Origin of the sequence: Acinetobacter sp. AHP123 (assembly GCF_023757925.1) — a bacterium.
In the GTDB taxonomy this organism is placed as follows: domain Bacteria; phylum Pseudomonadota; class Gammaproteobacteria; order Pseudomonadales; family Moraxellaceae; genus Acinetobacter; species Acinetobacter oleivorans.
On the sequence record NZ_CP092454.1, the window covers coordinates 1,752,568 to 1,777,536 of the forward strand.

General features: G+C 37.7%; 21 protein-coding genes. 15 read left to right on the forward strand and 6 right to left on the reverse strand.

Annotation, left to right across the window (positions count from 1 at the left end):
* The first annotated feature begins 347 nt into the window (after positions 1-347).
* The 8 genes from MJX77_RS08510 to MJX77_RS08545 all read left to right on the forward strand — a co-directional run bounded on the left by MJX77_RS08510 (position 348) and on the right by MJX77_RS08545 (position 9,956).
* Complete coding sequence (locus MJX77_RS08510; RefSeq protein WP_252061189.1) at positions 348-1,619, forward strand: sensor histidine kinase; 1,272 nt, start codon at positions 348-350, stop codon at positions 1,617-1,619.
* Positions 1,620-1,686: 67 nt separating this feature from the next.
* Positions 1,687-4,437 (forward strand): bifunctional [glutamate--ammonia ligase]-adenylyl-L-tyrosine phosphorylase/[glutamate--ammonia-ligase] adenylyltransferase, encoded by a 2,751-nt coding sequence (gene glnE / locus MJX77_RS08515; RefSeq protein ID WP_252061190.1) that lies wholly within the window; start codon positions 1,687-1,689, stop codon positions 4,435-4,437.
* Between the two features lie 24 nt (positions 4,438-4,461).
* Positions 4,462-5,388 carry a branched-chain amino acid transaminase gene (locus MJX77_RS08520; RefSeq protein WP_004789093.1) on the forward strand — a complete coding sequence of 309 codons (927 nt, stop codon included), beginning with the start codon at positions 4,462-4,464 and terminating at the stop codon, positions 5,386-5,388.
* 67 nt (positions 5,389-5,455) lie between these two features.
* Positions 5,456-6,346: an ELM1/GtrOC1 family putative glycosyltransferase gene (locus MJX77_RS08525; protein WP_252061191.1), complete on the forward strand. Its 891-nt coding sequence runs from the start codon at positions 5,456-5,458 to the stop codon at positions 6,344-6,346.
* A 22-nt stretch (positions 6,347-6,368) separates the two neighbouring features.
* Positions 6,369-7,397, forward strand: a complete 1,029-nt coding sequence (locus tag MJX77_RS08530) for a glycosyltransferase family protein (RefSeq protein WP_111856156.1) — start codon at positions 6,369-6,371, stop codon at positions 7,395-7,397.
* The gene (locus MJX77_RS08535; RefSeq protein WP_252061192.1) at positions 7,394-8,149 is read left to right on the forward strand and encodes a polysaccharide deacetylase family protein; all 756 of its coding nucleotides are present in this window, start codon (positions 7,394-7,396) and stop codon (positions 8,147-8,149) included. The genes MJX77_RS08530 and MJX77_RS08535 overlap by 4 nt, the downstream gene beginning before the upstream one ends.
* Positions 8,146-8,910, forward strand: a complete 765-nt coding sequence (locus MJX77_RS08540) for a glycosyltransferase family 2 protein (RefSeq protein WP_252061193.1) — start codon at positions 8,146-8,148, stop codon at positions 8,908-8,910. The genes MJX77_RS08535 and MJX77_RS08540 overlap by 4 nt, the downstream gene beginning before the upstream one ends.
* An 11-nt stretch (positions 8,911-8,921) precedes the next feature.
* The gene (locus tag MJX77_RS08545) at positions 8,922-9,956 is read left to right on the forward strand and encodes a glycosyltransferase (protein WP_252061194.1); all 1,035 of its coding nucleotides are present in this window, start codon (positions 8,922-8,924) and stop codon (positions 9,954-9,956) included.
* On the opposite strand, the gene MJX77_RS08550 is transcribed toward MJX77_RS08545, so the two are convergent.
* From MJX77_RS08550 to MJX77_RS08560, 3 genes are read right to left on the reverse strand one after another with little or no spacing between them, the layout of a single operon-like run.
* Positions 9,953-10,846 (reverse strand): glucosamine inositolphosphorylceramide transferase family protein, encoded by an 894-nt coding sequence (locus MJX77_RS08550; RefSeq protein WP_252061195.1) that lies wholly within the window; start codon positions 10,844-10,846, stop codon positions 9,953-9,955. The two genes, MJX77_RS08545 and MJX77_RS08550, sit on opposite strands and share 4 nt — an antisense overlap.
* Before the next feature lie 43 nt (positions 10,847-10,889).
* Positions 10,890-11,993 carry a glycosyltransferase gene (locus tag MJX77_RS08555; protein WP_252061196.1) on the reverse strand — a complete coding sequence of 368 codons (1,104 nt, stop codon included), beginning with the start codon at positions 11,991-11,993 and terminating at the stop codon, positions 10,890-10,892.
* Between the two features lie 6 nt (positions 11,994-11,999).
* Positions 12,000-12,842 (reverse strand): glycosyltransferase family 25 protein, encoded by an 843-nt coding sequence (locus tag MJX77_RS08560; RefSeq protein WP_252061197.1) that lies wholly within the window; start codon positions 12,840-12,842, stop codon positions 12,000-12,002.
* Between the two features lie 264 nt (positions 12,843-13,106).
* On the opposite strand from MJX77_RS08560, the gene rfbB reads away from it, so the two are divergent.
* From rfbB to MJX77_RS08585, 5 genes are read left to right on the forward strand one after another with little or no spacing between them, the layout of a single operon-like run.
* The gene (rfbB, locus tag MJX77_RS08565) at positions 13,107-14,165 is read left to right on the forward strand and encodes a dTDP-glucose 4,6-dehydratase (RefSeq protein WP_252061198.1); all 1,059 of its coding nucleotides are present in this window, start codon (positions 13,107-13,109) and stop codon (positions 14,163-14,165) included.
* Positions 14,165-15,037 carry a glucose-1-phosphate thymidylyltransferase RfbA gene (rfbA, locus tag MJX77_RS08570; RefSeq protein ID WP_252061199.1) on the forward strand — a complete coding sequence of 291 codons (873 nt, stop codon included), beginning with the start codon at positions 14,165-14,167 and terminating at the stop codon, positions 15,035-15,037. The genes rfbB and rfbA overlap by 1 nt, the downstream gene beginning before the upstream one ends.
* 1 nt (position 15,038) lies before the next feature.
* Positions 15,039-15,893 carry a WxcM-like domain-containing protein gene (locus MJX77_RS08575; RefSeq protein WP_252061200.1) on the forward strand — a complete coding sequence of 285 codons (855 nt, stop codon included), beginning with the start codon at positions 15,039-15,041 and terminating at the stop codon, positions 15,891-15,893.
* Positions 15,893-17,020 carry a DegT/DnrJ/EryC1/StrS family aminotransferase gene (locus MJX77_RS08580; protein ID WP_252061201.1) on the forward strand — a complete coding sequence of 376 codons (1,128 nt, stop codon included), beginning with the start codon at positions 15,893-15,895 and terminating at the stop codon, positions 17,018-17,020. Before MJX77_RS08575 ends, MJX77_RS08580 begins: the two co-directional genes overlap by 1 nt.
* Positions 17,020-17,868: a glycosyltransferase family 2 protein gene (locus tag MJX77_RS08585; RefSeq protein ID WP_252061202.1), complete on the forward strand. Its 849-nt coding sequence runs from the start codon at positions 17,020-17,022 to the stop codon at positions 17,866-17,868. Before MJX77_RS08580 ends, MJX77_RS08585 begins: the two co-directional genes overlap by 1 nt.
* 34 nt (positions 17,869-17,902) lie before the next feature.
* Here the strand turns inward: MJX77_RS08585 and MJX77_RS08590 are convergent, their stop codons facing one another.
* The 3 genes from MJX77_RS08590 to MJX77_RS08600 form a co-directional block, all read right to left on the reverse strand.
* The gene (locus MJX77_RS08590) at positions 17,903-18,124 is read right to left on the reverse strand and encodes a hypothetical protein (RefSeq protein ID WP_252061203.1); all 222 of its coding nucleotides are present in this window, start codon (positions 18,122-18,124) and stop codon (positions 17,903-17,905) included.
* A gap of 147 nt (positions 18,125-18,271) precedes the next feature.
* Positions 18,272-20,056 (reverse strand): aspartate--tRNA ligase, encoded by a 1,785-nt coding sequence (gene aspS / locus MJX77_RS08595; protein WP_004789117.1) that lies wholly within the window; start codon positions 20,054-20,056, stop codon positions 18,272-18,274.
* A gap of 170 nt (positions 20,057-20,226) precedes the next feature.
* Positions 20,227-20,991 carry a DUF4184 family protein gene (locus MJX77_RS08600; RefSeq protein ID WP_151826652.1) on the reverse strand — a complete coding sequence of 255 codons (765 nt, stop codon included), beginning with the start codon at positions 20,989-20,991 and terminating at the stop codon, positions 20,227-20,229.
* Positions 20,992-21,128: 137 nt separating this feature from the next.
* On the opposite strand from MJX77_RS08600, the gene znuD reads away from it, so the two are divergent.
* Both znuD and MJX77_RS08610 read left to right on the forward strand, forming a co-directional pair.
* Entirely contained in the window at positions 21,129-23,204 is a 2,076-nt protein-coding gene (znuD, locus tag MJX77_RS08605; RefSeq protein ID WP_252061204.1) for a zinc piracy TonB-dependent receptor ZnuD, read from the forward strand.
* A 75-nt stretch (positions 23,205-23,279) separates the two neighbouring features.
* Positions 23,280-24,743 (forward strand): phospholipase D family protein, encoded by a 1,464-nt coding sequence (locus tag MJX77_RS08610; RefSeq protein WP_252061205.1) that lies wholly within the window; start codon positions 23,280-23,282, stop codon positions 24,741-24,743.
* The last annotated feature ends 226 nt before the right edge of the window (positions 24,744-24,969 follow it).

Here is a 24,969-nt window from a genome sequence, read left to right on the forward strand (position 1 = left end):
GCTCAAGAAGTTCTTGTTTAAATACCAAACACGTTTGATAAAAGCGAAACTGAGCAAGAATCTAAGCTCTTATTCAAATATTATTTTTTTACTCTGTTTTACTAGTATTCTGAACTCGCATTTCTAACATCTTACAACTCTTTACCTTCAAACATTTGTTGTATTTTCCTCAAGCATACCCACTTTATGTATCTGAAAACCTTTAATTGAAACTTCACATTTCTATTTTGAAAAGAACGTTGCTCTTTTAATGTACTGTGTTAAAGTTTGTAGTAGATCATAATGATTATAAGTACATTTTTTAAGAGCGGTTCCGACCAAAAACGACAAAATCTGTGAGGCGGGCAATGACATTCCAGCGTTTAGAACTAAATCAGGTTGAGCAGTTAAGTGCTTGTAGAATATCTCTGTTACTTGGATTAAATGCCGAGCAGAACTACATTGAGCAATTTTTCCGGTTTAGTCTTCGTCTTTTGAATTGTAAAAAAGCCTTACTGACTTTTAATCAGGAACCTTACTTTTGGCATCGTTGCCCCGAGGGTATGACGGCAATCTCGTTTAAGCCTTCGAAACATTTAAAACAGTGCTTTGCCAAACAACAGATCATTAATCATTCACATTCCTCTTATCAAAACTTAACCAACTATTTAAAAGAACTAAACATCGAGTGCAGCAGGGCATTGGCCGTGCATCTTTTGCACCCCGATAAAACGTCTATGGGCTTTGCTGTCTTTTTTGATGATGATGCTGCAACATTTGAAGATGACGATATTCAATTACTGCTCGATTACTGTTCTACTTTTATGCAACAAGTCGAATTGAAGTTTAACTATGAAGAGTTAAACGAACTCTATGAACAACAAGTTGCGATTAACTCAAGTAAAACTAAATTTTTCTCGATTATTTCGCATGACTTACGAGCGCCGTTTCATGGGTTGCTCGGGTTTTCTGAAGTACTCGCCAAAGAGCGTGAAACCTTAGATGAATCTAGCATTCAAAACATTGCAGATTATTTATATGACACCTCACAATCGACCTATAACCTGCTTGAAAGCTTACTGACATGGGCGATGGCTGAAGGCGGACGTTTTGTTTATCATCCAATTAACTTTAAGCTTAGACAGGTTAGCAATATTGTTTGCGATGTACTGCACACCTTAGCTTTGAAAAAAAATATTGAACTGGTCAATGATGTTCCAGATGATTTAAACATCTATGCCGATATCAATATGATGACCTCTGTAATTCAAAACTTGGTGTCAAATGCGCTGAAATTTACAGATATTGATGGCTCTGGCAAAGTCTTTATTGAAGCTAGGCAAGCTGACAAAAATATAGAAATAACCGTTCGAGACACTGGTTTAGGCATGACCGAAAAACAAATGACAAATTTGTTCCATCCACGTATTACAGCCAGCTTTAAAGGAACCGCGGGTGAAAAAGGTGCGGGTTTAGGTTTGAGCTTGTGTAAACGTTTTGTCGAAATTAATCAGGGTAAAATTGATGTCAGTTCAAAAGAAGGCGTAGGAACGACATTCAAAGTTTTATTACCTTCTGCTCAAGAAAGTCATGAGGCTCATGCCGAGCATTACTCTTCAGCGGAAGCAAAATTAGTCTAATCCCTTTTCCTAATACTACTCGAACTGCTATAACTAAAAACAGAGTACGAGGAAAAGAGCTTTTTATATGAATGCGGAGCAGTTACAAAAAACATTGCGTGCTAGTCAGTATGCAGAACAAATTTTAGGCTTGCATCAAGCTGTTTTAGAACAAGATTACCAACTAGATCAATTTACTGCACCGCTTTCGACTGAACAGATTTATCAATTTGTACAAACTACATTAGATGGAATTGGTGACGAAACATCTTGGATGCGTGGATTACGCATTTTACGAAGTCGTTTAATGTTCCGTTGGATTTGGCAAGATGCCAATCAGCTTACCGATGTTGTCACACTTACACGCGAACTTTCTGATTTTGCTGATGCCAGTATTTGTGCGGCAAAGGATTTTGCACGTGTAGCACTTGTGGCAAAACACGGTGAACCGATGAGCTACTCTGGCAAAGTTCAAGATTTGATTGTTGTTGCCATGGGTAAACTTGGTGCTCAAGAGCTTAATCTGTCGAGTGATATTGACTTGATTTTTGCTTTTGATGAACAAGGTGAAACCAATGGCCGTAAATGCATTGATGTACAGCAGTTCTGTATTTTGTGGGGACAAAAACTCATTTATTTGCTTGAGCACATTACCGCAGATGGTTTTGTATTTCGAGTTGATATGCGCTTGCGTCCTTGGGGGGATGGCTCGGCACTAGCAATTAGTCATGCAGCTTTAGAAAAATATTTAAGTCAGCATGGCCGTGAGTGGGAACGCTATGCGTGGATTAAAGCGCGTGTTGTGAAGGGCGGTAAAGAAGGGCAAGACTTGTTAGAGATGACACGTCCTTTTGTGTTCCGCCGTTATGTCGATTATACCGCTTTTGCCGCGATGCGTGACATGAAAGCGATGATTGAGCGTGAAGTGTTACGTCGCCATATTGAGGATGATATTAAACTCGGAGCAGGCGGTATTCGCGAAATTGAGTTTATTGTTCAGGTCTTCCAGCTTATCTACGGCGGCTCTAAACGTGAGCTGCAAGATCGCCAGTGTTTAGTTAGCCTTGAGCACATTGGTGAAGCTGGCTTATTAGAAAGACAAGCTGTTTTAGAACTTGAAGATGCTTACCTGTTTTTACGCCGTGTTGAACACGCAATTCAAGCGCTGAATGACCAACAAACTCAGCTATTGCCAGAAGAAGTTGACTTAAGACAGCGCATTATAGATACCTTAGGTTTTGCGAGTTGGGATGAATTTATTGATGTTCTTAACGAGAAACGCCAAAAAGTTAAAGTTCAATTTAAGCAGCTCATTGAAGATACCAGTTCAAATGCCGCAACTGAAAACTTTGGACAGTTAGAGCAGCAGTTAGATGAAGTGTTGGATGACAATGCGAAAAATCTGATTCATGAATTCTGGCACGGTCATGCACTCAAAAAATTACCTTCAAATGCTGTCCAGCGTTTAAAAACATTCTGGCCTCATTTAATTGAAGTGATTTTACAGTCAGAACAACCTCAAACTGCACTTTTGCGCTTAATGCCGCTGATAGAATCAGTCATGCGCCGAACCGTGTACTTAGTGATGTTGATTGAAAGTAAAGGTGCATTACAACGCTTAGTTAAAATGGCGACCGTGAGTCCTTGGATTTGTGAAGAGCTAACGCAATATCCAGTACTGCTTGATGAGTTTTTATCGATGGGCTTTGAGTTGCCAAAGCGTAAGGACTTGGAAGACTCATTACGTCAGCAATTGCTTCGCATTGAAATTGATCAAGTTGAAGACCAAATGCGAGCACTTCGACTGTTTAAAAAGAGCAATGTACTCACTGTTGCGGCAAGTGATGTGTTAGCTGAAAGCCCGCTAATGAAAGTATCTGATGCATTAACCGATATTGCTGAAGTTAGTGTTAATGCAACACTTCATTTAGCTTATCAGACCGTAGCAAAGCGTCATGGTTATCCATGTGATGTTGATGGAAAACGCTGCTCACTCGACTACAAAGCCTTTGCTGTTATTGGTTATGGCAAAGTGGGCGGGATTGAGCTTGGCTATGGTTCTGACTTGGATCTTGTCTTTATTCATTATTTAGATGAGCAAGCAGATACGGATGGAACGAAGTCAATTAGTGGCTTTGAGTTTGCTATGCGTGTCGCTCAAAAGTTTATGTCACTCATGACCACTCAAACCCTTGATGGCCGTGTCTATGAAATTGATACGCGGTTAAGACCTTCAGGTGAGGCCGGTTTATTAGTGACAAGTCTTAAGGCCTACGAACACTATCAGTTGAAAAGTGCATGGCTTTGGGAGCATCAGGCACTCGTTCGAGCACGCTCTATTGCAGGTGATGAGGTGCTTTGCCAGAAATTTGAAATATTTCGCCGCGAGATATTGACTCAATCTAGAGATGAGGCTTATGTTCGTGAGGAAGTGTTGAAAATGCGTCAGAAAATGAAAGACCACCTAGGTTCGTCTTCTGAACAAAAAAAACATGGTATTTTTCATTTAAAACAGGACGCAGGTGGTATCGTCGATATCGAATTTATGGCACAGTATGCTGTACTTGCATGGAGCGGGACGAAACCCGATCTCGCCCATTATTCTGATAATGTAAGAATATTAGAAGATGCTGCTAAAGCAGACTGCTTATCCAGTGAAGATGCCACAGCATTAATTCGAGCCTATCTTAGTGAACGTGCCGAAAGCCACCGCTTAGCCCTTGCAAATCAATCCATGCAAGTCAGCGCAGCGGACTGGCGTAGTACCCGTGCGGTCGTTTGCAATTTATGGCAAAGATTAATAGACCCAACCGCCTCGGTTGAGTTGGATAGTGAATGATTTTATAACAATTTGGAGTGTTCCATGAATTTGGCTGATCGTGATGGTTTTATTTGGCAAGATGGAAAATTAATTGATTGGCGTGATGCAAAGATTCACGTTTTAACCCATACATTACACTACAGTATGGGCGTATTTGAGGGTGTTCGTGCTTATGAAACGCCTAAAGGTACTGCCATTTTCCGTCTTCAAGACCACACAAAACGTTTGTTAAATTCAGCAAAAATTTATCAAATGAAAGTGCCGTATGATCAAGCCACGCTTGAACAAGCACAAATCGATGTTGTTCGTGAAAATAAATTAGCTTCTTGCTATTTACGTCCATTAATCTGGATCGGTTCAGAAAAACTTGGTATTGCAGCAACAAATAATACGATTCATGCCGCAGTTGCAGCGTGGGCGTGGGGCGCATACCTTGGTGATGAAGCAATGGCGAATGGTATTCGTGTTAAAACTTCATCATTTACTCACCATCATCCAAACGTGACGATGTGTAAAGCAAAAGCATCTGGTAACTACACGTTGTCAATTCTTGCTCACCAAGAAGTTGCACATTCTGGTTACGATGAAGCAATGTTAATGGACCCACAAGGTTATGTGTGCCAAGGTTCTGGTGAAAACGTATTCTTAATTAAAGATGGCGTTTTACACACTCCAGATATCGCTGGTGGTGCGCTTGATGGTATTACACGTCAAACAGTAATGACGATTGCTAAAGATCTTGGTTATCAAGTTGTTGAGCGTCGTATTACACGTGATGAATTCTACATTGCAGATGAAGCATTCTTCACAGGTACTGCTGCAGAAGTAACGCCAATTCGTGAATACGATGACCGTCCAATCGGTACAGGTGGCCGTGGCCCAATTACTACTGAAATTCAAAAGACTTACTTTGATGCAGTTCAAGGTAGAAATCCGAAATATGAACACTGGTTAACTTACGTAAAATAAGTTAATCCGTTAACATAAAAAGGCGAACATAAGTTTCGCCTTTTTATTTTTGGCTTCGGGAGCTTTTATGCATATTGTCTATGTCTCTGATGGTAAGGCAGGGCACCGTTCACAAGCATTAGGCTTGTTTCAGGCAATGCAAAGACAACAGCCAGAAACAACTTTTGAAGAGATCCTTATTTCTGATTTGCCAATTATTTCTTTAATTCAGGCGCTTTTCTCTTCAAAAAAATCGTTATTAAAAAAAGTACCCGATTTTATATTTGGAGTGGGAAGCCACACTCATTTTCGTGTCTGGTTATTCGGCAAAATTTTTAGAAAAGCCAAAACTATTATATTGATGAAGCCTAACTTACCTGTGGTTTGCTTTGATTATGCTGTGATTCCAGAACATGACGGTATTCATGCTGATAGCCATGTGATTGTCACACGTGGGGCATTAAATCCCATTCGTAATGAAAACCGCCATCAAAAAGACCGAATTTTAATTGCTTTAGGTGGTTCATCTAAACGACATCAATGGAACCAAAACAAAGTATTAAGCAGTGTTCAAAAAATTGTTGAGAATAATCCAAACGCTGAAATTATTTTGACAACTTCACGCCGCACGCCAGCAGAATTTATCGATACTTTAAGACAGCAAAGCTTTGCTGGGCATTTACAAATATTTCCTGTTGAGCAAACACCACAGGGTTGGATTTTTGAAGAAATGCAAAAAGCAGAAGCAGTTTGGGTAACAGAAGACAGCGTATCTATGATTTTTGAGGCGCTTACCGCGGGTTGTCGAGTCGGGGTAATGGCAATGGATCGGTTGAAAGACGACCGGATTACCCACTCAGTTGATCAAATGTTAGAATCAAAATTAATTTCACAGCAGACTTGTGTTGTACAGTTACCACAACCTTATGCTTTTAAAGAAGCAGACCGTGTGGCAACATATCTTTTAGCGAAAAATTAAATTTTTTATTTTGAGTAAATAAATGAAAATATTGCATATTGCGAATTTTGGCTTTAATAAACAAGGCGCCCATTTTTACTGCACAGACCGTAAAATTTCTGCCGGATTAATTGAAAATGGCCATTTCGTTTATGACTTTAGTTTTCGTGACATGGCTCGAATGGGTACCATTTTTAAAACAAAAAAACTGGGCGCCAGTTGGGCTAATAAAGAAGTACTAAAGGTCGTTAATAATATTGAGCCTGATCTGGTACTTATTGGACATAGTGACTTAATGAGTCCAGATGTTCTTAGACAGATTAAAGAAGCTTATCCAAATACTAAAATTGCATTTTGGTATGTTGACCCACTTTATCTTGAAAGCAAACTCGACTTTGTTAAAGCGTTCTCGCCATATTTAGATGCTATTTTCTGTACAACCGGTGGCGAATATCTACAAAAATTAAAACAGCCGCATTTAAGCGTAGCCTATCTGCCAAATGTGGGTCACCGTAATGTAGAAACACTACAGCAATTTTCAAATGTGAATACGGATAAGACTTTTATTTTTTGTGGCGTGGTTTATAAAGAACCTGAGCGTGAGAAGTTCTTAAAGGACTTAGCAGATGCGTTGCAACAAGGCCATGTGAACTATCAATATTATGGTTGTTTTGAGCAACCCGGTGTCTACGGCAAAGCTTATTATAAAGTTCTATCTGAAACAAAAATGGGACTCAATTACTCACGCCGTAATGATGTAACTCTGTATAGTTCTGACCGTATTGTACAACTGACTGGTAATGGTTTATTGACTTTTAGCCCAAGAATTCCGGGCTTTGAGAAGCTCTATACCGAACAGGAAGTGGTTTACTTTGATGATCAGTTTGATTTGGCCAAGAAGATCCAATTCTTTGATCAAAACCCAGATCAGGCTGAAAAAATAGCGAAAGAGGGCTGGGAGAAAACACGTAGGTCTTTCAATGCTAAACGCATCACCCAATTTATGGTTGAAGTGACATTTAAGCAGCCCCTTTCAGAAGATTATGAATGGTCACATGAGGTTTATGCATGATGTGGTTTTTGTACGTTGCGGTAGGCCTATTAGTACTTGCTGCACTGTTATATGTGCTGGGTAATTATACATTCTGGCTTCCGTTTCGTTCGAACAAACTACCACGCATTGTGATGTTGCATCAGGTTACGCCTAAAGATGCTGCCTCTGGTATGAACATGCCCCCGGAAAAGTTTGAACAACTCTTACAGTTGTTGACGCGTAAAGGAGCTACTTTTTGTTTTGTCTCTGAGCTTGAACAATATCGTAATCAAAAAAATGTCGTTGCTTTAAGTTTTGATGATGGCTTTATGGATAATTATCTTTATGCCTATCCATTACTAAAAAAATATAATGCAAAGGCAACCATTTATTTGGCAACGCAAATTGAAGGAATCGAAAAGCTAACTCATGAGCAAATTCATGAAATGGCGAATTCTGGTTTGATTGAATTTGGTGCACACACACAACACCATGTGAACTTACTTAAGCTTGATGATCAAACTGCTTACGATGAAATGCTTCAGTCTAAACAAGATGTTGAAGCATTAGTCGGTAAGTGTCCGAGCTTTGCTTATCCATTTGGTCGATTTAACGAAAAGCACCAGAAAATGGCCGAAGAGATTGGTTTTAAAAATGCAGTATCGACTCGTAAAAAAATCGAAGCTTACGAAGCAGTTAATCAATTTAATATTCCACGTGTCAGCACGCATGGTGCCATGAATGCTTTACAGATGCGTATCGCCCTTGCTAAAGGACGTTATAAGTTATGAATAAAATTCCATGTAGTGTCTATATTGTCACTTTAAATTGTGGTGCTTGGTTAGAGCGAACATTACAAAGTGTTAGTGAATTTGATGAAGTCATTATTTTAGACTCTGGCAGTACTGATAATACTTATGAAATTGCACAGCACTTTGAAAATACGCAAATCTCTCATCAAGATTGGCAAGGTTACGCTGGGCAAAAAAGTTTAGCTTTAGCAAAATGCCGAAATGATTGGGTACTTAATTTAGATGGTGATGAAGTCTTATCTAATGAGTTAAAACAAGAAATTGTTAAGACCATTCAGCAAAATAAACTTGATGCTTTAATCACACCAATTAATGACGTGTTTTTAGGTGTTCCCAACAGCAAACATACTAAAAAGCATGCAAAGGTGCGTTTTTTCCGTAAGTCTAAAGGGCATTATGACCTTGCCAATAAGGTCCATGAAAATGTGATTGTAGATGGTGAATCTCAGCGTGCTCAACATGATATTTATCATTATGGCGAGTCGAGCATTTTTGTTAAAGTCGAAAAAAATAACCAATATTCCAACCTCAAAGCACTAGAGAAATACCAAAAGGGAAAGTCTCCAAGCGTTGCAAAATTGGTTTTGGTAATGCCAGTGACTTTTATGAAGTCTTATTTTATTCGCCGTAGTTTCTTAAATGGTTGGCGTGGTTTCGTAAATAGTATGATTAACGCGTTTTATGCTTTTCTAAAAGAAGCCAAACTGTTTGAACAGACCATGAATAAAGATAAGAAATAAGTAGGCAAACTATGAAAATTGTTCAGCTATTGGCAACGAGTGGTGGAATTGGTGGTTTAGAGCAGCACACTTTTAATCTTGTTAATGAGCTCGCTTTAAATCATGAAGTACATGTGATTGCACATCCTTGCTATCTAGACAAGTTTAGCCAACAAGTACATTTTCATGCGGTTGATTTTGCACGTAGCCGTTGGAATATTTTTTTACTCTGGCAACTTAAAAACCTTATCCAGCAAATTCAACCTGCTATTGTTCATGCACAAGCAGGAAAGGCGGCTGAACTAATTGCCCGAATTAAGCCATTTTCATCTGGCCCAAAATTTGTGACAACAGTACATGGTACTAAAAAGAATAAGTCTGCTTATTTAGCGGGCGATGCTGTTATTGCGGTGAGCCAAGCACTCACGCAAGGCATTCCAGAGTCTAAAGCACACGTGGTTTACAACGGGGTCTATCCTCAACCCGTACTTACAGTTGAAAATAAAGAAAAGTTACTTCAATCGATTCAAAATGATTTTTCTGAGCTAGACACAAGCAAAAAAGTTGTTATGTGTATTGGGCGTCTAGAGCCAGTAAAAAATATCAGTTTACTGATTGAGTCAATGCAACAGATTGATGCCAATTTATGGATTATTGGTGACGGTTCACTTCGAGCAAGTTTAGAAAAACAAGTCAGTGAATTAAACATGCAAGATCGGGTCGCTTTTCTTGGGTTTAGAACCGATGCTCGAGATCTGGTGCAATTAGCAGATATCGTGGTTTTGTCATCAGATCGTGAAGGTTTTCCACTCGTCATGGTCGAAGCTTTACAGGCCGATAAAGCAATGGCTTCAACCAAAGTGAACGGTGTGATTGAGTGGTTGCCGGAGCAATATCTAGCAGAAATTGGAGATGCACAAGGTTTAGCAAAAGCGATTAAATGTGCGCTTCAACCTGAAGCTCAACACGACTTTAGTCCTTTATATGCAAAAGCCAAGGCTGAACTGACTGTACCAGCCATGGCTGAGCAGACGCTTAATATTTATAAAGGCCTGCTGAAAACTTAATTATTCTTCGGTGTAAGGCGGATGGCATCAAGTACCACGAAGTTATCTTCGACATTAATGGTATGACAACCGTCATCTGCTTGATCCCAGTCTGGTAAAACTACTTCTAGTAATTTTTCTTCGTAAGCTATCGGGCTAAGCTGAGTAATCGCTTTTAATTCGATATTACCGCCATAACGTTTTAAAGAGTCTTGGCTTGGTCGAACCAATTGGCCTTTATAAATAAAAGGTTTACCCGCCATACGGAACTGCTGACTGCCTCGGCACACTGGGTTCATTGGGTGCTCTTGCCAGTTCGGATTTAAAATATCTTCGGTAAAGAATAGATCTAAACGATCACCAAATTTCTTACAATCACGACGCGTTGAAGTAAAAAGATACCATAAGCCTTCATGATAGAAGGGGGTGCTGTCGACTGCTTCGATATTCTCGATCAGATTAGAATGCTTTTCCCATTTCAGTGGAAATTCAGTACATTTCCAAAGTTCAATCGTCTTGTTGGCCGAAGTCTCTGGGATCATGTACCAAGTGTCTTTTACTTTAAATACACAAGGATAAGAAAGGTGGTACTCGAGCTTTAAGATTGTCTCGGGTGGTGTGTAGGTGCCATCTTTAAAGACTTCTAAAACAGAAAGAAAACCTACTGGATGTTCGTCATCGACTTCTTCAAAAAAAATAAAATGACGTCCATTTTCATAAGCATAAAAGCTATCTGCAAATGTAAACTTTTTAGGGGAGTGGATCTCAAAGAGAGAATCTAGTTGCTCAAGTGTTGTAAACGGTTGTTCTAACCAGCCAAAACGCATATACCAATGAGAGTCAAAAGATCTTGCTTTTTTTGCTTGTTGGTATTTATACCATTTTTTTAATAAATTACGGTATGGGAACATAATAATTACTCAAAAATAAATGTATTTAATTTGCATTAGATATTTACAGTAGTTCAAACTGTTTAACCATGACATCCATTCCTAAGCGTTGTTTATCTTGATCAGTAATAGAGTAAGGATCCAAAATAATAGTTTTAAGTTGTTGAGTAAGTATTTCTAATTGATTTAAAGGAACGAGGCCTTTTTTTAACTCTCCCGAAGAAAGCTGAAACTCAACACCCTCACAACAATTATAGGCAACAACAGGTGTCCCAATTATTAAAGATTCAGAAACAATAAGAGGACAGCCTTCAGTTCGTGAAGATAAAATTAGACAGCGACTTTGCCTTATAAATTGGCTAGGTTGATTTTGCCAACCCAAAAAATCAACCTGATTTTCTAATTTTAAATCAATAACTAATTGATGAAGCTTGTTAAGCATAGGTCCATCACCAACTATAGCCATACGACCTGCCAAATTGGTTTCAGCAAAAGCTCTTAAAGCTACATCGGGTTGTTTTTCTTCGGATAGGCGACCAACAAAAATAGCATCCCATTTTTTCTTGATTGGAGCATTCAAATCAATATTCTGTATTAGACGATCAATATGGATACCATTATGAATTACTTTTACATTTATATTTTTGACGTGTCTATTTAATAAATCTGCAATATCATTATTAACAGCAATAACCTGTTTTTCTTGGAAGAGAAAATTACATGCACGTCTACATGCAATAAATTTTTTTATTCCTTCTAGAAATTTAAAGAAGCCAATTTTCTTTTTTATGACTAAACCTAGAGTATCACCATGGACCCAGTACCAGACATTTCCTGATAATATTGGAGATAGCCAAAATGCATGAGAATGTCCCGCGAAAATAGTATCTGGCTTCAGACTTGCAATGATTTCTAGTAATTGCTGTTGTTGGTCAATACTGACTGCTTTTAATTTATTTTTTTTAATACTACCTTTCAAAAATTTAGGTGCAATATTAAATTTAATAATACTTAAGTCATCAGGATATTGTGTACGAATTTGAGTTCCATCAAGTAATAGAACAGTCACCTGATGTCCAAGACTTTTTAAGCCTACTGCTGTATCAATGCAAATTTGCTCTGCCCCACCACCATGTAGATGGTCTTGAATAAATAAAAAATGTTTCATTTGATCCTATCTATTTTGCTCATTATTTAGTTTTTTTAAAATATTCTTTTGATCTGTAATAAAATTTGCCAATCGAATAATTTTTTTAAATAAGAATAATGAAATAATCCGGGATATGACATCATTTTTAATTTTTCGATAGTTTTTCTTGAAACGATTTGGTTTTTTCATGAAAATTTGACGATCTGGTGCAATATTACTTTGCATATCATCATTATGTTCGAAACAATAATAATAAGGAGAAGTTATTGAACCTTGAAGTAAATATGTCCAATCATCTAAATAGGATAATTTTTTGATTTGTTTTTCAATAAATTTTTGAGCTGTTTTAGGGGTTAAAGAATAAGCATAAGCCCCAGTATATAGATCCTTAGGACCAGTTAAATTAAAATATAGACCATCTTCACTGGTATAGCCACGAATTCTTCGGCGAGATGGTTTAGTATTGCCGCTAAGGAAAGCAAAATCTGGATTGGTTTCGATCAAAGATTTAAGCTTTTCATTGATATGATTAAGATTAACCATAACATCATCTTCAAGAATGATAACTCGGTTATAAGCAGAATAATCACCTTGGGAGAGACGTTGCCAGATTTTCATATGGCTGAGATAGCACCCAAACTCACTTGGACCAAGAACATGTTCACATTGACCAGCAAATTTTCGGCTCAAATCTAAAAAGACTATGTATTCTGGTGGGAGAGCTTTTCCATAAACAGCATCAAAAAACTGAAAGTCAATTTGAATATCTTTGACTGTTTTTTTAAGTATTTCAATGTTTTGAATTAATTTCTGTTGCCTTTCAATGCTATCTTTTAATGTGATACATAGAATTAAGATTTTAGCCATGTGGAATTTAGAGAGGATGAGTTATATTCTTACTATTCTATATTTTTTGTAATTGAAATTAAACCTGTATAATTTCAATGAAGATATTGATCAAATAGTAAAAGAAATTAGTGAAGAGTAAGGCTAACAATAGGTTGAATTTTATTCAAATTTTAAAGAAAAATACTCTTTTATTGATATAAAGCTAGTATAAAAAGTAATAAAATACCAAGCTGTATATCATAACTCATGATGCTTTTTTAAGGTGTCAGGATAAGCAGAAAAATGAAATATTTAATTACGGGCGGAGCTGGGTTTATTGGTTCTGCTGTTATTCGCCATATTATTAATTTTACACAAGATGAAGTCTTAAATCTTGATAAATTAACTTATGCTGGTAATTTGGAATCTCTATTTGAGATAGAAAAGAATTCACGTTATTCATTCAGAAAAATTGATATTTGTGATGAAAAATCTTTAACTGAAGTGATAGACGTTTTTCGGCCCGATGTAGTTATGCATTTAGCTGCTGAATCTCATGTAGATCGTTCAATTGATGGGCCAGCAGCTTTTATTCAGACTAATATTGTTGGTACCTATACTTTATTGGAAGTTGTGCGTAAATATTGGATGACTTTAAATGCTGATAAAAAAGCAAATTTTCGATTTCATCATATTTCAACTGATGAAGTTTATGGAGATTTAGAAGGAACAACTGATTTATTTACAGAAAAAACATCATATGCACCAAGCTCTCCATATTCTGCTAGCAAAGCAAGTTCAGATCATTTAGTCAGAGCTTGGAATCGAACTTATGGTCTACCAACGATAGTGACAAATTGTTCAAATAATTATGGTCCTTATCATTTTCCAGAGAAACTCATTCCTCTAGTTATTTTAAATGCTTTGGATAGAAAACCGTTGCCTATTTATGGCAAAGGAAATCAAATTCGCGATTGGTTGTATGTTGAAGATCATGCTCGAGCTTTATATGAAGTTGCGAGTAAAGGGACAGTAGGAGAAACTTATAACATCGGTGGTTATAATGAGAAGCAAAACATCGAAGTTGTGAAAGCTATTTGTAAAATATTGGATGAGCTAAAGCCTCTTTCTGAGGGATCGAAATATGAATCTTTGATTGCCTTTGTGAAGGATCGTCCAGGACATGATTTACGTTATGCAATTGATGCCTCAAAAATTGCAAAAGATTTAGGCTGGAAGCCTGAGGAAACATTTGAAACAGGTATTAGAAAGACTGTTGAGTGGTATTTAAATAATTTAGAGTGGTGCCGCCGGGTACAAGATGGCAGTTACCAAAGAGAAAGATTAGGTGTAAGTGCATAATGAGTACAAAAGGTATAATTTTAGCAGGTGGTTCTGGGACGCGTTTGTATCCGATCACAAAAGGCGTTTCAAAACAACTGTTACCAATTTACGATAAGCCAATGGTCTACTATCCATTGTCTGTTTTGATGTTGGCTGGTATTCGTGAAGTTCTTATTATCAGTACGCCAGACGATATAGATGGCTTTAAGCGATTATTGGGTGATGGTTCAGAATTCGGTGTTGAATTAAGTTATGCGATTCAACCAAGTCCTGATGGTTTAGCTCAAGCATTTATTATTGGTGAAGAGTTTATTGGCGAAAGTAATGTGTGTTTAGTACTTGGCGACAATATTTTCTATGGTCAAGGTTTTACGCCCATGCTACGCCAAGCTGTGGCCCGTCAAAAGGGTGCAACCGTATTTGGTTATCAAGTCAAAGATCCTGAACGTTTTGGTGTTGTTGAGTTTGATGAGGAAAAACGAGCAGTTTCATTAGAGGAAAAACCAAAACATCCAAAATCGAATTTTGCGGTTACTGGACTTTATTTTTACGATAATGATGTAGTGAAAATTGCAAAACAAGTAAAACCATCAGATCGTGGTGAACTTGAAATTACGACAGTGAACCAGATGTATCTAGATCGTGGTGATCTCAATGTTGAGTTACTTGGACGCGGTTTTGCTTGGTTAGATACAGGAACACATGCAAGCTTACTTGAAGCAGCACAGTTCGTTGAGACTATTGAAAAACGTCAAGGTTATAAAGTGGCTTGTCTTGAAGAAATTGCACTTCATAATGGTTGGTTGACGAAAGCTCAAGTGTTAGAAATCGGCCAAAGCATGAGTAAGAATGATTATGGTCAATATTTGATTTCTTTGGTAACTGAATAAAATGAGCCTTGTAAAATTAATTGACTTGCCTAGTTTTGGCGATGAACGAGGTGGTTTGGTTGCGATTGAGTCTAATCAGTCAATTCCTTTTGATGTGAAACGTTTGTATTACATTTTTAATACGTCACAAAAACCGCGTGGCTTTCATGCTCATATTGATTTAAAACAAGTTGCAATATGTTTGAAAGGTAGCTGTAGATTTATTTTGGATAATGGTTCTACTAAAGAAGAAGTTGTTTTAGATAACCCGACCCAAGGTTTAATTGTTGAAGGATTGATATGGCGTGAAATGCATGATTTTTCAGAAGATTGTGTATTACTAGTTTTAGCAAGTGAACACTTTACAGAGCAGGATTATATTCGAAATTACGATGATTTTCTGCATGTAGTAAATCAGCCCTATATTCATCCATTATCAGATGTTAAATCTAAAAATATTGGTCAGAAAACAAAAGTTTGGCAATATAGTGTGATTTTCCCACAAGCAGTTATCGGGGAAAATTGTAATATTTGTGCGCACACTATGGTTGAAAATGATGTCCAAATTGGTAATAACGTCACAATTAAATCAGGTGTTTATGTGTGGGATGGTGTTACATTAGAAGATAACGTTTTTGTTGGCCCTAGTGTTACTTTTACAAATGATAAGGCTCCCCGTTCAAAGCAATATCCCGATGAGTTTCTAAAAACTATAGTTGAACAAGGGGCAAGTATTGGCGGTAATGCTACCATTTTACCAGGTATAAGAATTGGTCGAAATGCATTGGTTGGCGCAGGTGCAGTAGTAACCAAAGATGTTCCGGAAAATGCAATTGTAGTAGGAAATCCGGCAATTATTAAAGGCTATGTGAAATAATGATTCCTTTCTTAGATTTGAAAAGTATAAATAGTCAATATCGTGCAGAACTCATTGAGGCTTGCACTCGTGTTATAGATTCTGGATGGTATATTGGTGGAAATGAATTAGCTCAATTTGAACAAAATTTTGCGGAATATTGTGGAGTAAAATTTGCAATAGGAGTTGCAAATGGTTTAGATGCCTTGATTCTTACACTTCGAGCATGGAAAGAGTTGGGGAAACTAAATGATGGTGATGAAGTAATTGTCCCATCAAATACATATATTGCAAGTATTTTAGCAATCACTGCAAATAACCTAACTCCAGTTTTAGTTGAACCAGATATTAATACTTATAATATCGATCCAAACAAAATTGAAGCTGCAATTACTCCAAAAACAAAAGTCATTTTACCTGTTCATTTGTATGGGCAATTGGCAGAAATGCCTGCAATTATGGCAATTGCAAAAAAATATAATTTACTTGTATTAGAAGATTCAGCTCAGTCACATGGTGCTGAAATTAAAGGAATAAAAGCTGGGAACTGGGGAGATGCTTCTGGTTTCAGCTTCTATCCAGGTAAAAATTTAGGGGCATTAGGAGATGCTGGTGCTGTAACCACTAACAATGAAGAACTTGCACAAATGTTACGTGCTCTTCGTAATTATGGTTCTCATGAGAAATATAAAAATTTAGTACCTGGTGTAAATAGTCGTCTTGATGAAATTCAAGCTGCCATGCTAGATGTAAAATTAAAGTACTTAGAGAATGAGATTAAAAATCGACGTGAATTGGCTAATCTCTATTTAGAAGGAATACAAAATCCTTTTATTCAGTTGCCATTATTTAATATTGATGCTAGAAATTATATTCAGCATGTATGGCATTTATTTGTTATTCAAACTGAATATCGAGATGAACTTTATAATTTTCTTAAAAATAATGGAGTACAAACACTAATTCATTATCCAGTACCTCCTCATAAGCAGCAAGCCTATAAAGAATGGAATGAGCTAAGTTTTCCTTTAACTGAACGTATTCATGATGAAGTGTTAAGTTTGCCAATCGGTCCTACTCAAACTACTGAAGAAACTAAATATATTATTGAGTTATGCAATATATTTGTGCCACAAGGATCTAATTAATGCAGCCTTTAGTTTCTATTGTAATTCCTTGTTATAATCATGAAATTTATATTCAAGATAGTATTAGAAGCATCATAGCTCAAACATATTTGAATATTGAGTTGATTATAATTGATGATGGCTCTAAAGATGGATCAGTGGATAAAATTAAAGACATTTTACCAGAATGTGAGAGGCGATTTACTAGAGTATATTTTAATACCAGATCAAATAAAGGCCTTTGTCGAACTTTAAATGAAGCTCTCTCTTTATGTCAGGGTAAATATGTAAGTATGATTGCTTCTGATGATATGATGTTGCCTCATAAAACTCAATTACAAGTAGAATATTTAGAGACTCATAAAGAAGTTAATGGTGTATTTGCTGCTATAGAGTTAATTGATTCCCAGAGTAAAGTTTTAGAACAACGAATTTCGACTCATTTTGAATATAGCTTTGATGAAATTTTATTAAATCTTCATGATTTACCAACTTTAACGCAGATGTTTCATTTAAATGATCTTATAAAAGTTGGTGGTTATGATGAAAACATGAAAATTGAAGATTGGTATATGTTATTAAAACTGACTAAACAAGGTAAAGTTTTAAAATATATTCCAGAAGTAGTTTGCCAGTATCGTATTCACGATGAGAGTTTTTCTCAAAATGGTTTGCAAATGGCTGTTGAAATGATGAAAGTTATTCAACCATACCATAAGGAAAAGTATTTTCTGGATGCTGAGTTTAAAATTAATCGCTTAATTTTGAAATATCATTATAAATCTAAAGGAATATTTATTTATTATCCGGTGAAATATATAACCTATATAAAATATTGGCTAAAAAAATTTTTGATTCAAAAGAAATGAGATAAGTCTTGGATTACAGATAAAACAGGAATATTTACCCCTGTTTATCTGCATTTCCTTTAAGTACCATATAAATCAGTGCAACAAAAATAAGCAATGCACCAGCCAAGCTACTTACACAGAAATAAAGAATACGTTGACTTGTAGTGATGTTAAATAATTCATTTGCAAGGATATAGCGCATGAAAAACCATTGCGCAAGAGAGAATACAATTACGATTAAAGCATGTCGACGTACATCAGGGCGCATTGCCATAAAGTTGACCTCTAAATTAAAAGCAGCCTATTATGCCACTGACCTGCTTATTCGCAAAGCATAGCTTACTTAAGCGAAATATATGATTGATCTTACTCAATAAAAAACCCTGCATAAGCAGGGTTTTTTAATTTGAGAATCTAAAAATTATTTAGATTCTTCAGCTTTTGGCTTCTCACGTAAGCGGATGCCCAAGTCACGAAGCTGATTTGCTTCAACAGGAGCAGGTGCTTGAGTAAGTGGACATTCAGCAGTCTTAGTTTTAGGGAATGCAATAACGTCACGAATGGAAGTCGCGCCAGTCATTAACATTACTAAACGGTCAAGACCAAATGCCAAACCACCGTGAGGAGGAGCGCCGTAACGAAGTGCATTTAATAAGAAGCTGAATTTCTCTTCTGCTTCTTCATCAGAAATACCAAGCGCTTCAAAAATCGCTTTTTGCATTTCTAACGTATAAATACGTAGAGAACCACCACCAACTTCAGTACCGTTCAATACCATGTCGTAAGCAACAGAAAGTGCTTCACCTGGATTGCTCTTCACTTCTTCTACACTTGATTTTGGTAGAGTGAATGGATGGTGAACAGAAGTCCATTTGCCATCGTCAGTTTCTTCAAACATTGGGAAGTCAACAACCCAAAGTGGAGCCCACTCACAAGTTGCAAGATTCAAATCATGGCCAATCTTCACACGAAGCGCGCCCATTGCATCATTTACAACTTTAGCTTTATCAGCACCAAAGAATACGATATCGCCATCTTGCGCACCAACACGTGCCAACAATTCAAGTACGATTGGTTCAATGAATTTCACGATTGGAGATTGAAGACCTTCAATTCCTTTAGCGAGTTCATTAACTTTGATGTAAGCCAAACCTTTTGCACCATAGATGCCAACGAATTTAGTGTATTCATCGATTGCACTACGTGGCAATGACGCTGCACCTGGAACACGTAAAGCAACAATACGGCCTTTAGGGTCTTTTGCAGGACCCGCAAATACTTTGAACTCTACTTCTTGCATTAAGTCTGCAACGTCAACGAGTTTCAAAGGAATACGCATATCAGGTTTGTCTGATGCATAGTCACGCATTGCATCTGCGTAAGTCATACGTTGGAATTTATCGAATTTAACGCCAAGAAGTTCATCGAACATCTTCACAGTCAGGACTTCCATTAAGTCCATAATGTCATCGTCACTCATGAACGATGTTTCAACGTCGATTTGAGTAAATTCTGGTTGACGGTCAGCACGTAAATCTTCGTCGCGGAAACATTTCGCGATTTGGTAGTAACGATCAATACCACCCACCATCAACAATTGTTTGAATAATTGTGGTGATTGTGGAAGTGCATAGAAACTACCATTTTGTACACGACTTGGTACTAAGTAGTCACGCGCACCTTCAGGAGTTGCACGTGTCAAAATAGGTGTTTCAACGTCTAAGAAACCATTATCTTCGAAATAGTTACGAATAAGATTGGTCAATTTAGAACGGAAGCGTAAACGATCCAACATTTCAGGACGACGAATATCTAAGAAACGATATTTCAAGCGAATTTCTTCAGAAATATTGGTATTTTCATCATTTAAAGGGAATGGAGGTGTTTCTGAAGCGGCAAGAACTTCGATGTCTTTACCTAAAACTTCAATTTGACCACTCACCATGTTGGCATTTTCAGTACCTTCATAACGGCGACGAACACGACCTGTAATTTTTAATACATATTCAGAACGTGCTTTATCTGCAGTTGCAAATGCTTCTGGAGTATCTGGGTCAATAACCACTTGAACGAGACCATCACGGTCACGCATATCAAGGAAAATAACACCGCCATGGTCACGGCGACGATGTACCCAACCGCATAGTGTAACGGTTTGGTCGATTTGGGCTTCAGTTAAAGAGCCACAGTAATGAGTTCGCATCATGATGAAAAATATCCAAACTATATTGGCTGAAAAGACGGATGCGTAAACCGCGCACCGTCAAAAAAATAAGTTTTCGATTATGCCCTGTTGCATGGTTTGCCACAAGAACTAGATCAAAAAACCGCGGAAATTAACCTGAAAATGAGCAATTTGGCAGCAAATTTTGTGATTCATCCCATTCTTTGTTGTCGATCTAAAAACAAGAATAATAAGCATCCTAAGCTAAAGGTACTTAACCAACCTTGCATAAACTCGTTGATAGAACGGCCTGTAAAATAATAGGTATCGGCATGCCAAACCTCATGGGGTATGTAACGTGCATAATCCCAAAATGAAAATAAGCCTAAGACTGTAGATAGAATAAACAGAGACCACGCGAAAATTTTAATTTTTTTACTTACTTTCCAGTGTTGTTTGTAGCGCTGGTAATAGTGAATACCCATCCAACCAAGAAAAGGTAAGGCAAGAGCAGAGGAGCCAAGTTGTAAAAGACGGTGCAAAGGGTAGGGATGACCAAAAAGATGAATAGTTGTCGCTAATACATCTTTAAATACAAACGTTCGAAAGTCTGAATGTGTTAAACCATCCCAAATGAGATGAGTTGCTATACCGACAATGAGTGCAAATATAACGCCAATAAAAAATATAAAAATACGTTTTAAAGAGCTGAGGCCAAGATCATGTTGCACACCAAAAAAACGGTACACCACTGGACGATAAAGAGAATACCAAACTGCACAAAAGGCGAGGCCTAATGCAAGGTTGGGATAAATCAGACCTTTCCATTGGTGCGTCAGCATGCTGGACTGAACTGTAAATAAGCGGTAAAGATCGGGTGTCATACTGCCAATGGCTAACGCAGCAATCGGTAAAGTGTTTTGGCTAAGCTTAGATAAGGGAGGAGCTATAACGGCATGAGAGATGGTAAAAGGCATTAGAAATCAAAAATTACTCACATCATTTAGTTGACCAGTCTAACGAATCGTCGAATGAGAAATGTTTTTTATTGCAAAACAAACGAAATGTTATAATATAACAAAAATAAAACATATCGTGATCCGGGACACATCCAATGCAGTTTTATAAAAATATTTTGACCTTATCCATTTTAGCTGTCATATCCGTTCCTTCGTTTGCAGCAGAAAGTGAAAATGTTGAAAAGTTAGAAACTATTCGAATTAAGGCTCATCCACTTGAGCAAACTTCACAAGATTTTGCAGTTGCAGATACTGTTGTTGATCAAAAGCATTTATCGCAAGGGGCCGCCACCATTGGGGATGCGCTGAGTAGTGAAGTCGGAATTTACGCTAATCAGTTTGGGGCGGGTTCGAGTCGTCCAGTGATTCGTGGACAAGATGGGCCACGCGTTAAAGTACTTCAAAATTCATCAGAAAATATTGATGTCTCGACTTTGTCTCCTGACCATGCTGTTACTGTAGATCCTGTGCTTGCGAAACAAGTCGAAGTAATTCGCGGCCCTTCAACTTTACTGTTTGGTGCGGGGACTGTCGGTGGTTTAGTCAACGTCATTGATAACAAGATCCCTACGCAAATGCCTGAAAATGGTTATGAAGGACAAGTTGGCTTACGTTACAACACTGGAAGTGATGAAAAACTGGCGAGCGCTGGCGTAACTGTTGGCTTGGGTAGCCAGGTTGCTTTACGTGTTGAGGGGTTAACTCGTGATGCGAATAATTATATTGCGCCCAATTATATTCATGAAGGTGAAAAAGAGCGCCGTGTAGACAATACTTTTGCGCAGGGTGACTCGGTTAATGTTGGTTTGTCTTGGATTTATGACCGTGGTTATACGGGTATTTCTTATAGCAACCGCAGAGACCAGTATGGCTTACCGGGGCATAGCCATGAATACGAAAGTTGTAGCGCTCATCTAGGTGGAAGACCGCATTTGCATTGTGGAGACCATGAACATGAAGAGGGTGAAGAAGGTCACGATCATGAGCATGAAGAACATGAACACGAACATGGCGGCCCATGGATTGATTTAAAATCTGAGCGTTACGATTTTAAAACCGAGTTAAATGATCCATTTGCAGGCTTCCAAAAGTTACGTGCGCAAGCAAGCTATACTGACTATCAGCATGATGAAATTGAAGAGGGAACAATTGCAACCCGATTCCAAAACAAAGGTTATGATGGACGTATTGAGTTAGTACATAACCCGATTGCAAGTTGGGAAGGCGTAATTGGCGCACAGTTAGGTCAACAGAAATTAGATTTAACTGGCGAAGAAGCATTTATGGCTCCGACCACTACCAAAAAGTGGAGCGTATTTGCTTTAGAACATAAACAATGGAAAGACGTACATTTTGAGCTTTCTGCACGTGCAGATCAGCAAGAAGTTGATGTAGACGATAACTCTAAACAAGATTTTGATGGCTCTGCATTTTCTTACGCAGGTGCTGCGAATTGGGAGTTTGCACCGAACTACAAACTTTCTTTTGTCGCTTCACATCAGGAACGTTTACCTTTAGCTCAAGAGTTATATGCAAATGGTGGGCACTTTGCGACAAATACTTATGAGTTAGGAAATGATCAACTCAGTAAGGAAAAATCGAATAATGTTGAGTTAGGTTTGCATTTTGATAATAACAAACTTGATTACCATCTTCATGTTTACCATAACTGGTTTGATGACTACATCTATGCGCAAACCCTTGACCGTTATAAAGACTTCCGTTTAGTTCAATACACTCAAGATAAAGCACGCTTCTATGGTGCAGAGGGTGAAATTGGTTATCAAATTACCCCAATGTACAAAATCAGTGCTTTTGGTGATTATGTACGCGGTAAAATTGATGCAGAAGGTAATGCTCCGCGTATTCCAGCAGGACGTTTAGGTACTAAAGTCGACGCAGATTTTGGTGATGGTTTTAGTGGTTCTGCCGAGTATTATCATGTCTTTAACCAAGACAAGATAGCAGCTTACGAGACCGAAACTGAAGGCTATAACATGCTTAATCTTGGAGTGGCATATTCTGGGCAATATGGTGCAAAAACAGATTATCGTGTTTATATGAAAGCGAATAACTTGTTAGATGACACGGTTTATCAACATGCATCTTTCTTATCAAATATTCCACAAGTTGGACGCAATTTTACGGTAGGTGTTGATTTTAGTTTTTAAGGCTTTAACACGAAACTAAACTTGAAAAATCAATCCAAAAGACCTAATTTGAAAGCATCAAGTTAGGTCTTTTTTATGCGTATTTTTCAACGAATTCATCAAAAAATAAATTGGTCAGGGCGTCGTTATATGGCGATATTACTTTGCGTTGTTGCTATTGCATATATTGCATCGGCAATTTACCACACAGTAAAACCATTGCCGCAAGGGATTAACTTTAGTGGCAAGCTTAGACATGCCGATGTCAAATTTTTAGCAGATAAAACCTACCTTGATGCAAAAGGGCAACAACAGGTTGATCAGCATATCTTTGATGAAATCTTGAAAATGATTGATGAGGCAAAAACCACAGTTGTGGTCGACATGTTCTTGTTTAATTCAGAAGTGGGTGACTCAAAACTGAAGCAAAGGCCATTAATGCAAGAGTTAACCGATGCATTAGTCAGTAAAAAAAGACAAAATCGCCAAATCCAGATTGTATTAATTACTGACCCGATTAACTCAGTATATGGTGGTTTAAGCCCTGAACATTACCGCCAGTTACGTCAAGCGGGTGTTGATGTGATTGAAACCAATTTAGCTCCTTTACGTGCTTCTAATCCGTTCTGGTCAAGCTTATGGTACATCTGCTGTCAGAATGTTGGAAATAACCCTGAAAAAGGTTGGTTACCGAATCCATTCGGTGATGAAAAAATTACACTGCGCAGTTATTTGAACTTATTTAACTTTAAGGCGAATCACCGTAAAACTGTAGTCGTCGATACTGATACTGGTTGGAAGTCACTGGTGACTTCAGCAAATCCGCATGATGGTAGTTCTAGACACTCAAATGTTGCATTAGTTGTAACAGGAGCGACAGCCGCAGATGTTTTACAATCTGAAGCCGCGGTTGCGCGAATGTCAGGTAGTAGTTCTCCATCGCTCATTTTAGGTGACTTTGAAAAAGACGTAACCAAACCTCAAGTTCAAGTGTTAACTGAAGGAGCGATTTATCAATCTGTATTGAAATTGATTAACTCAGCTAAGCCTAAAGAGCATCTTGATTTAAGTATGTTCTATTTATCTGAACGCAAGATTATTCAGGCTCTAAAAAGTGCTCAAGATAGAGGGGTTATTGTCCGAGTTTTACTTGATCCAAATAAAGATGCATTTGGCCGACAAAAGAATGGTATACCAAATCGTCAGGTAGCTTCAGAGCTACATGCTGCGGGAATTCCAATCCGTTGGTGTGACACGCATGGTGAGCAGAACCATAGCAAAATGATTTTGAAATATAACGCCCAACACGCTGAGTTAATTGTAGGATCTGCCAACTTTACGGCCCGTAATTTAAAAAATTACAACCTTGAAACGGATATGTTGGTTATGGGTAATGTTCAAGATCAAGTTTTTAAAGATGCTCAAGATTACTTCAATACCTCTTGGTCAAACCTGCAAGGTAAACAGATGAGCGTAGATTACGCGAAGTATGCAGATGAGTCTAAAGTAAAGTATTGGATTTATCGTTTTATGGAATGGTCAGGTTTGTCGACTTTCTAAGCCTAACTTTATATAAAGCTTGAGGCTCTATCTTCACGACGGAGTCCTAATTGGTTCTAAACTTGGAGCTTATTTATTGCCGTGATTTTGTACAAAATTGGCAAAGTGATTAGCGTCATGGATGTCGCCGTTTCACTGTGTTGCAGGGAAGTAACATCAGTGAAACAAAGGTTTTTGTCACTTTTGACCTCTCAAAAGTGAGGCATTAGCCTATACAAAAGACATA

What these genes read in the sequence shown, in the direction of transcription:
- MJX77_RS08510 (WP_252061189.1), top strand. Translation starts at nt 348, where the DNA reads ATGACATTCCAGCGTTTAGAACTAAATCAGGTTGAGCAGTTAAGTGCT.
- glnE (WP_252061190.1), top strand. Translation starts at nt 1,687, where the DNA reads ATGAATGCGGAGCAGTTACAAAAAACATTGCGTGCTAGTCAGTATGCA.
- MJX77_RS08520 (WP_004789093.1), top strand. Translation starts at nt 4,462, where the DNA reads ATGAATTTGGCTGATCGTGATGGTTTTATTTGGCAAGATGGAAAATTA.
- MJX77_RS08525 (WP_252061191.1), top strand. Translation starts at nt 5,456, where the DNA reads ATGCATATTGTCTATGTCTCTGATGGTAAGGCAGGGCACCGTTCACAA.
- MJX77_RS08530 (WP_111856156.1), top strand. Translation starts at nt 6,369, where the DNA reads ATGAAAATATTGCATATTGCGAATTTTGGCTTTAATAAACAAGGCGCC.
- MJX77_RS08535 (WP_252061192.1), top strand. Translation starts at nt 7,394, where the DNA reads ATGATGTGGTTTTTGTACGTTGCGGTAGGCCTATTAGTACTTGCTGCA.
- MJX77_RS08540 (WP_252061193.1), top strand. Translation starts at nt 8,146, where the DNA reads ATGAATAAAATTCCATGTAGTGTCTATATTGTCACTTTAAATTGTGGT.
- MJX77_RS08545 (WP_252061194.1), top strand. Translation starts at nt 8,922, where the DNA reads ATGAAAATTGTTCAGCTATTGGCAACGAGTGGTGGAATTGGTGGTTTA.
- MJX77_RS08550 (WP_252061195.1), bottom strand. Translation starts at nt 10,846, where the DNA reads ATGTTCCCATACCGTAATTTATTAAAAAAATGGTATAAATACCAACAA.
- MJX77_RS08555 (WP_252061196.1), bottom strand. Translation starts at nt 11,993, where the DNA reads ATGAAACATTTTTTATTTATTCAAGACCATCTACATGGTGGTGGGGCA.
- MJX77_RS08560 (WP_252061197.1), bottom strand. Translation starts at nt 12,842, where the DNA reads ATGGCTAAAATCTTAATTCTATGTATCACATTAAAAGATAGCATTGAA.
- rfbB (WP_252061198.1), top strand. Translation starts at nt 13,107, where the DNA reads ATGAAATATTTAATTACGGGCGGAGCTGGGTTTATTGGTTCTGCTGTT.
- rfbA (WP_252061199.1), top strand. Translation starts at nt 14,165, where the DNA reads ATGAGTACAAAAGGTATAATTTTAGCAGGTGGTTCTGGGACGCGTTTG.
- MJX77_RS08575 (WP_252061200.1), top strand. Translation starts at nt 15,039, where the DNA reads ATGAGCCTTGTAAAATTAATTGACTTGCCTAGTTTTGGCGATGAACGA.
- MJX77_RS08580 (WP_252061201.1), top strand. Translation starts at nt 15,893, where the DNA reads ATGATTCCTTTCTTAGATTTGAAAAGTATAAATAGTCAATATCGTGCA.
- MJX77_RS08585 (WP_252061202.1), top strand. Translation starts at nt 17,020, where the DNA reads ATGCAGCCTTTAGTTTCTATTGTAATTCCTTGTTATAATCATGAAATT.
- MJX77_RS08590 (WP_252061203.1), bottom strand. Translation starts at nt 18,124, where the DNA reads ATGGCAATGCGCCCTGATGTACGTCGACATGCTTTAATCGTAATTGTA.
- aspS (WP_004789117.1), bottom strand. Translation starts at nt 20,056, where the DNA reads ATGATGCGAACTCATTACTGTGGCTCTTTAACTGAAGCCCAAATCGAC.
- MJX77_RS08600 (WP_151826652.1), bottom strand. Translation starts at nt 20,991, where the DNA reads ATGCCTTTTACCATCTCTCATGCCGTTATAGCTCCTCCCTTATCTAAG.
- znuD (WP_252061204.1), top strand. Translation starts at nt 21,129, where the DNA reads ATGCAGTTTTATAAAAATATTTTGACCTTATCCATTTTAGCTGTCATA.
- MJX77_RS08610 (WP_252061205.1), top strand. Translation starts at nt 23,280, where the DNA reads ATGCGTATTTTTCAACGAATTCATCAAAAAATAAATTGGTCAGGGCGT.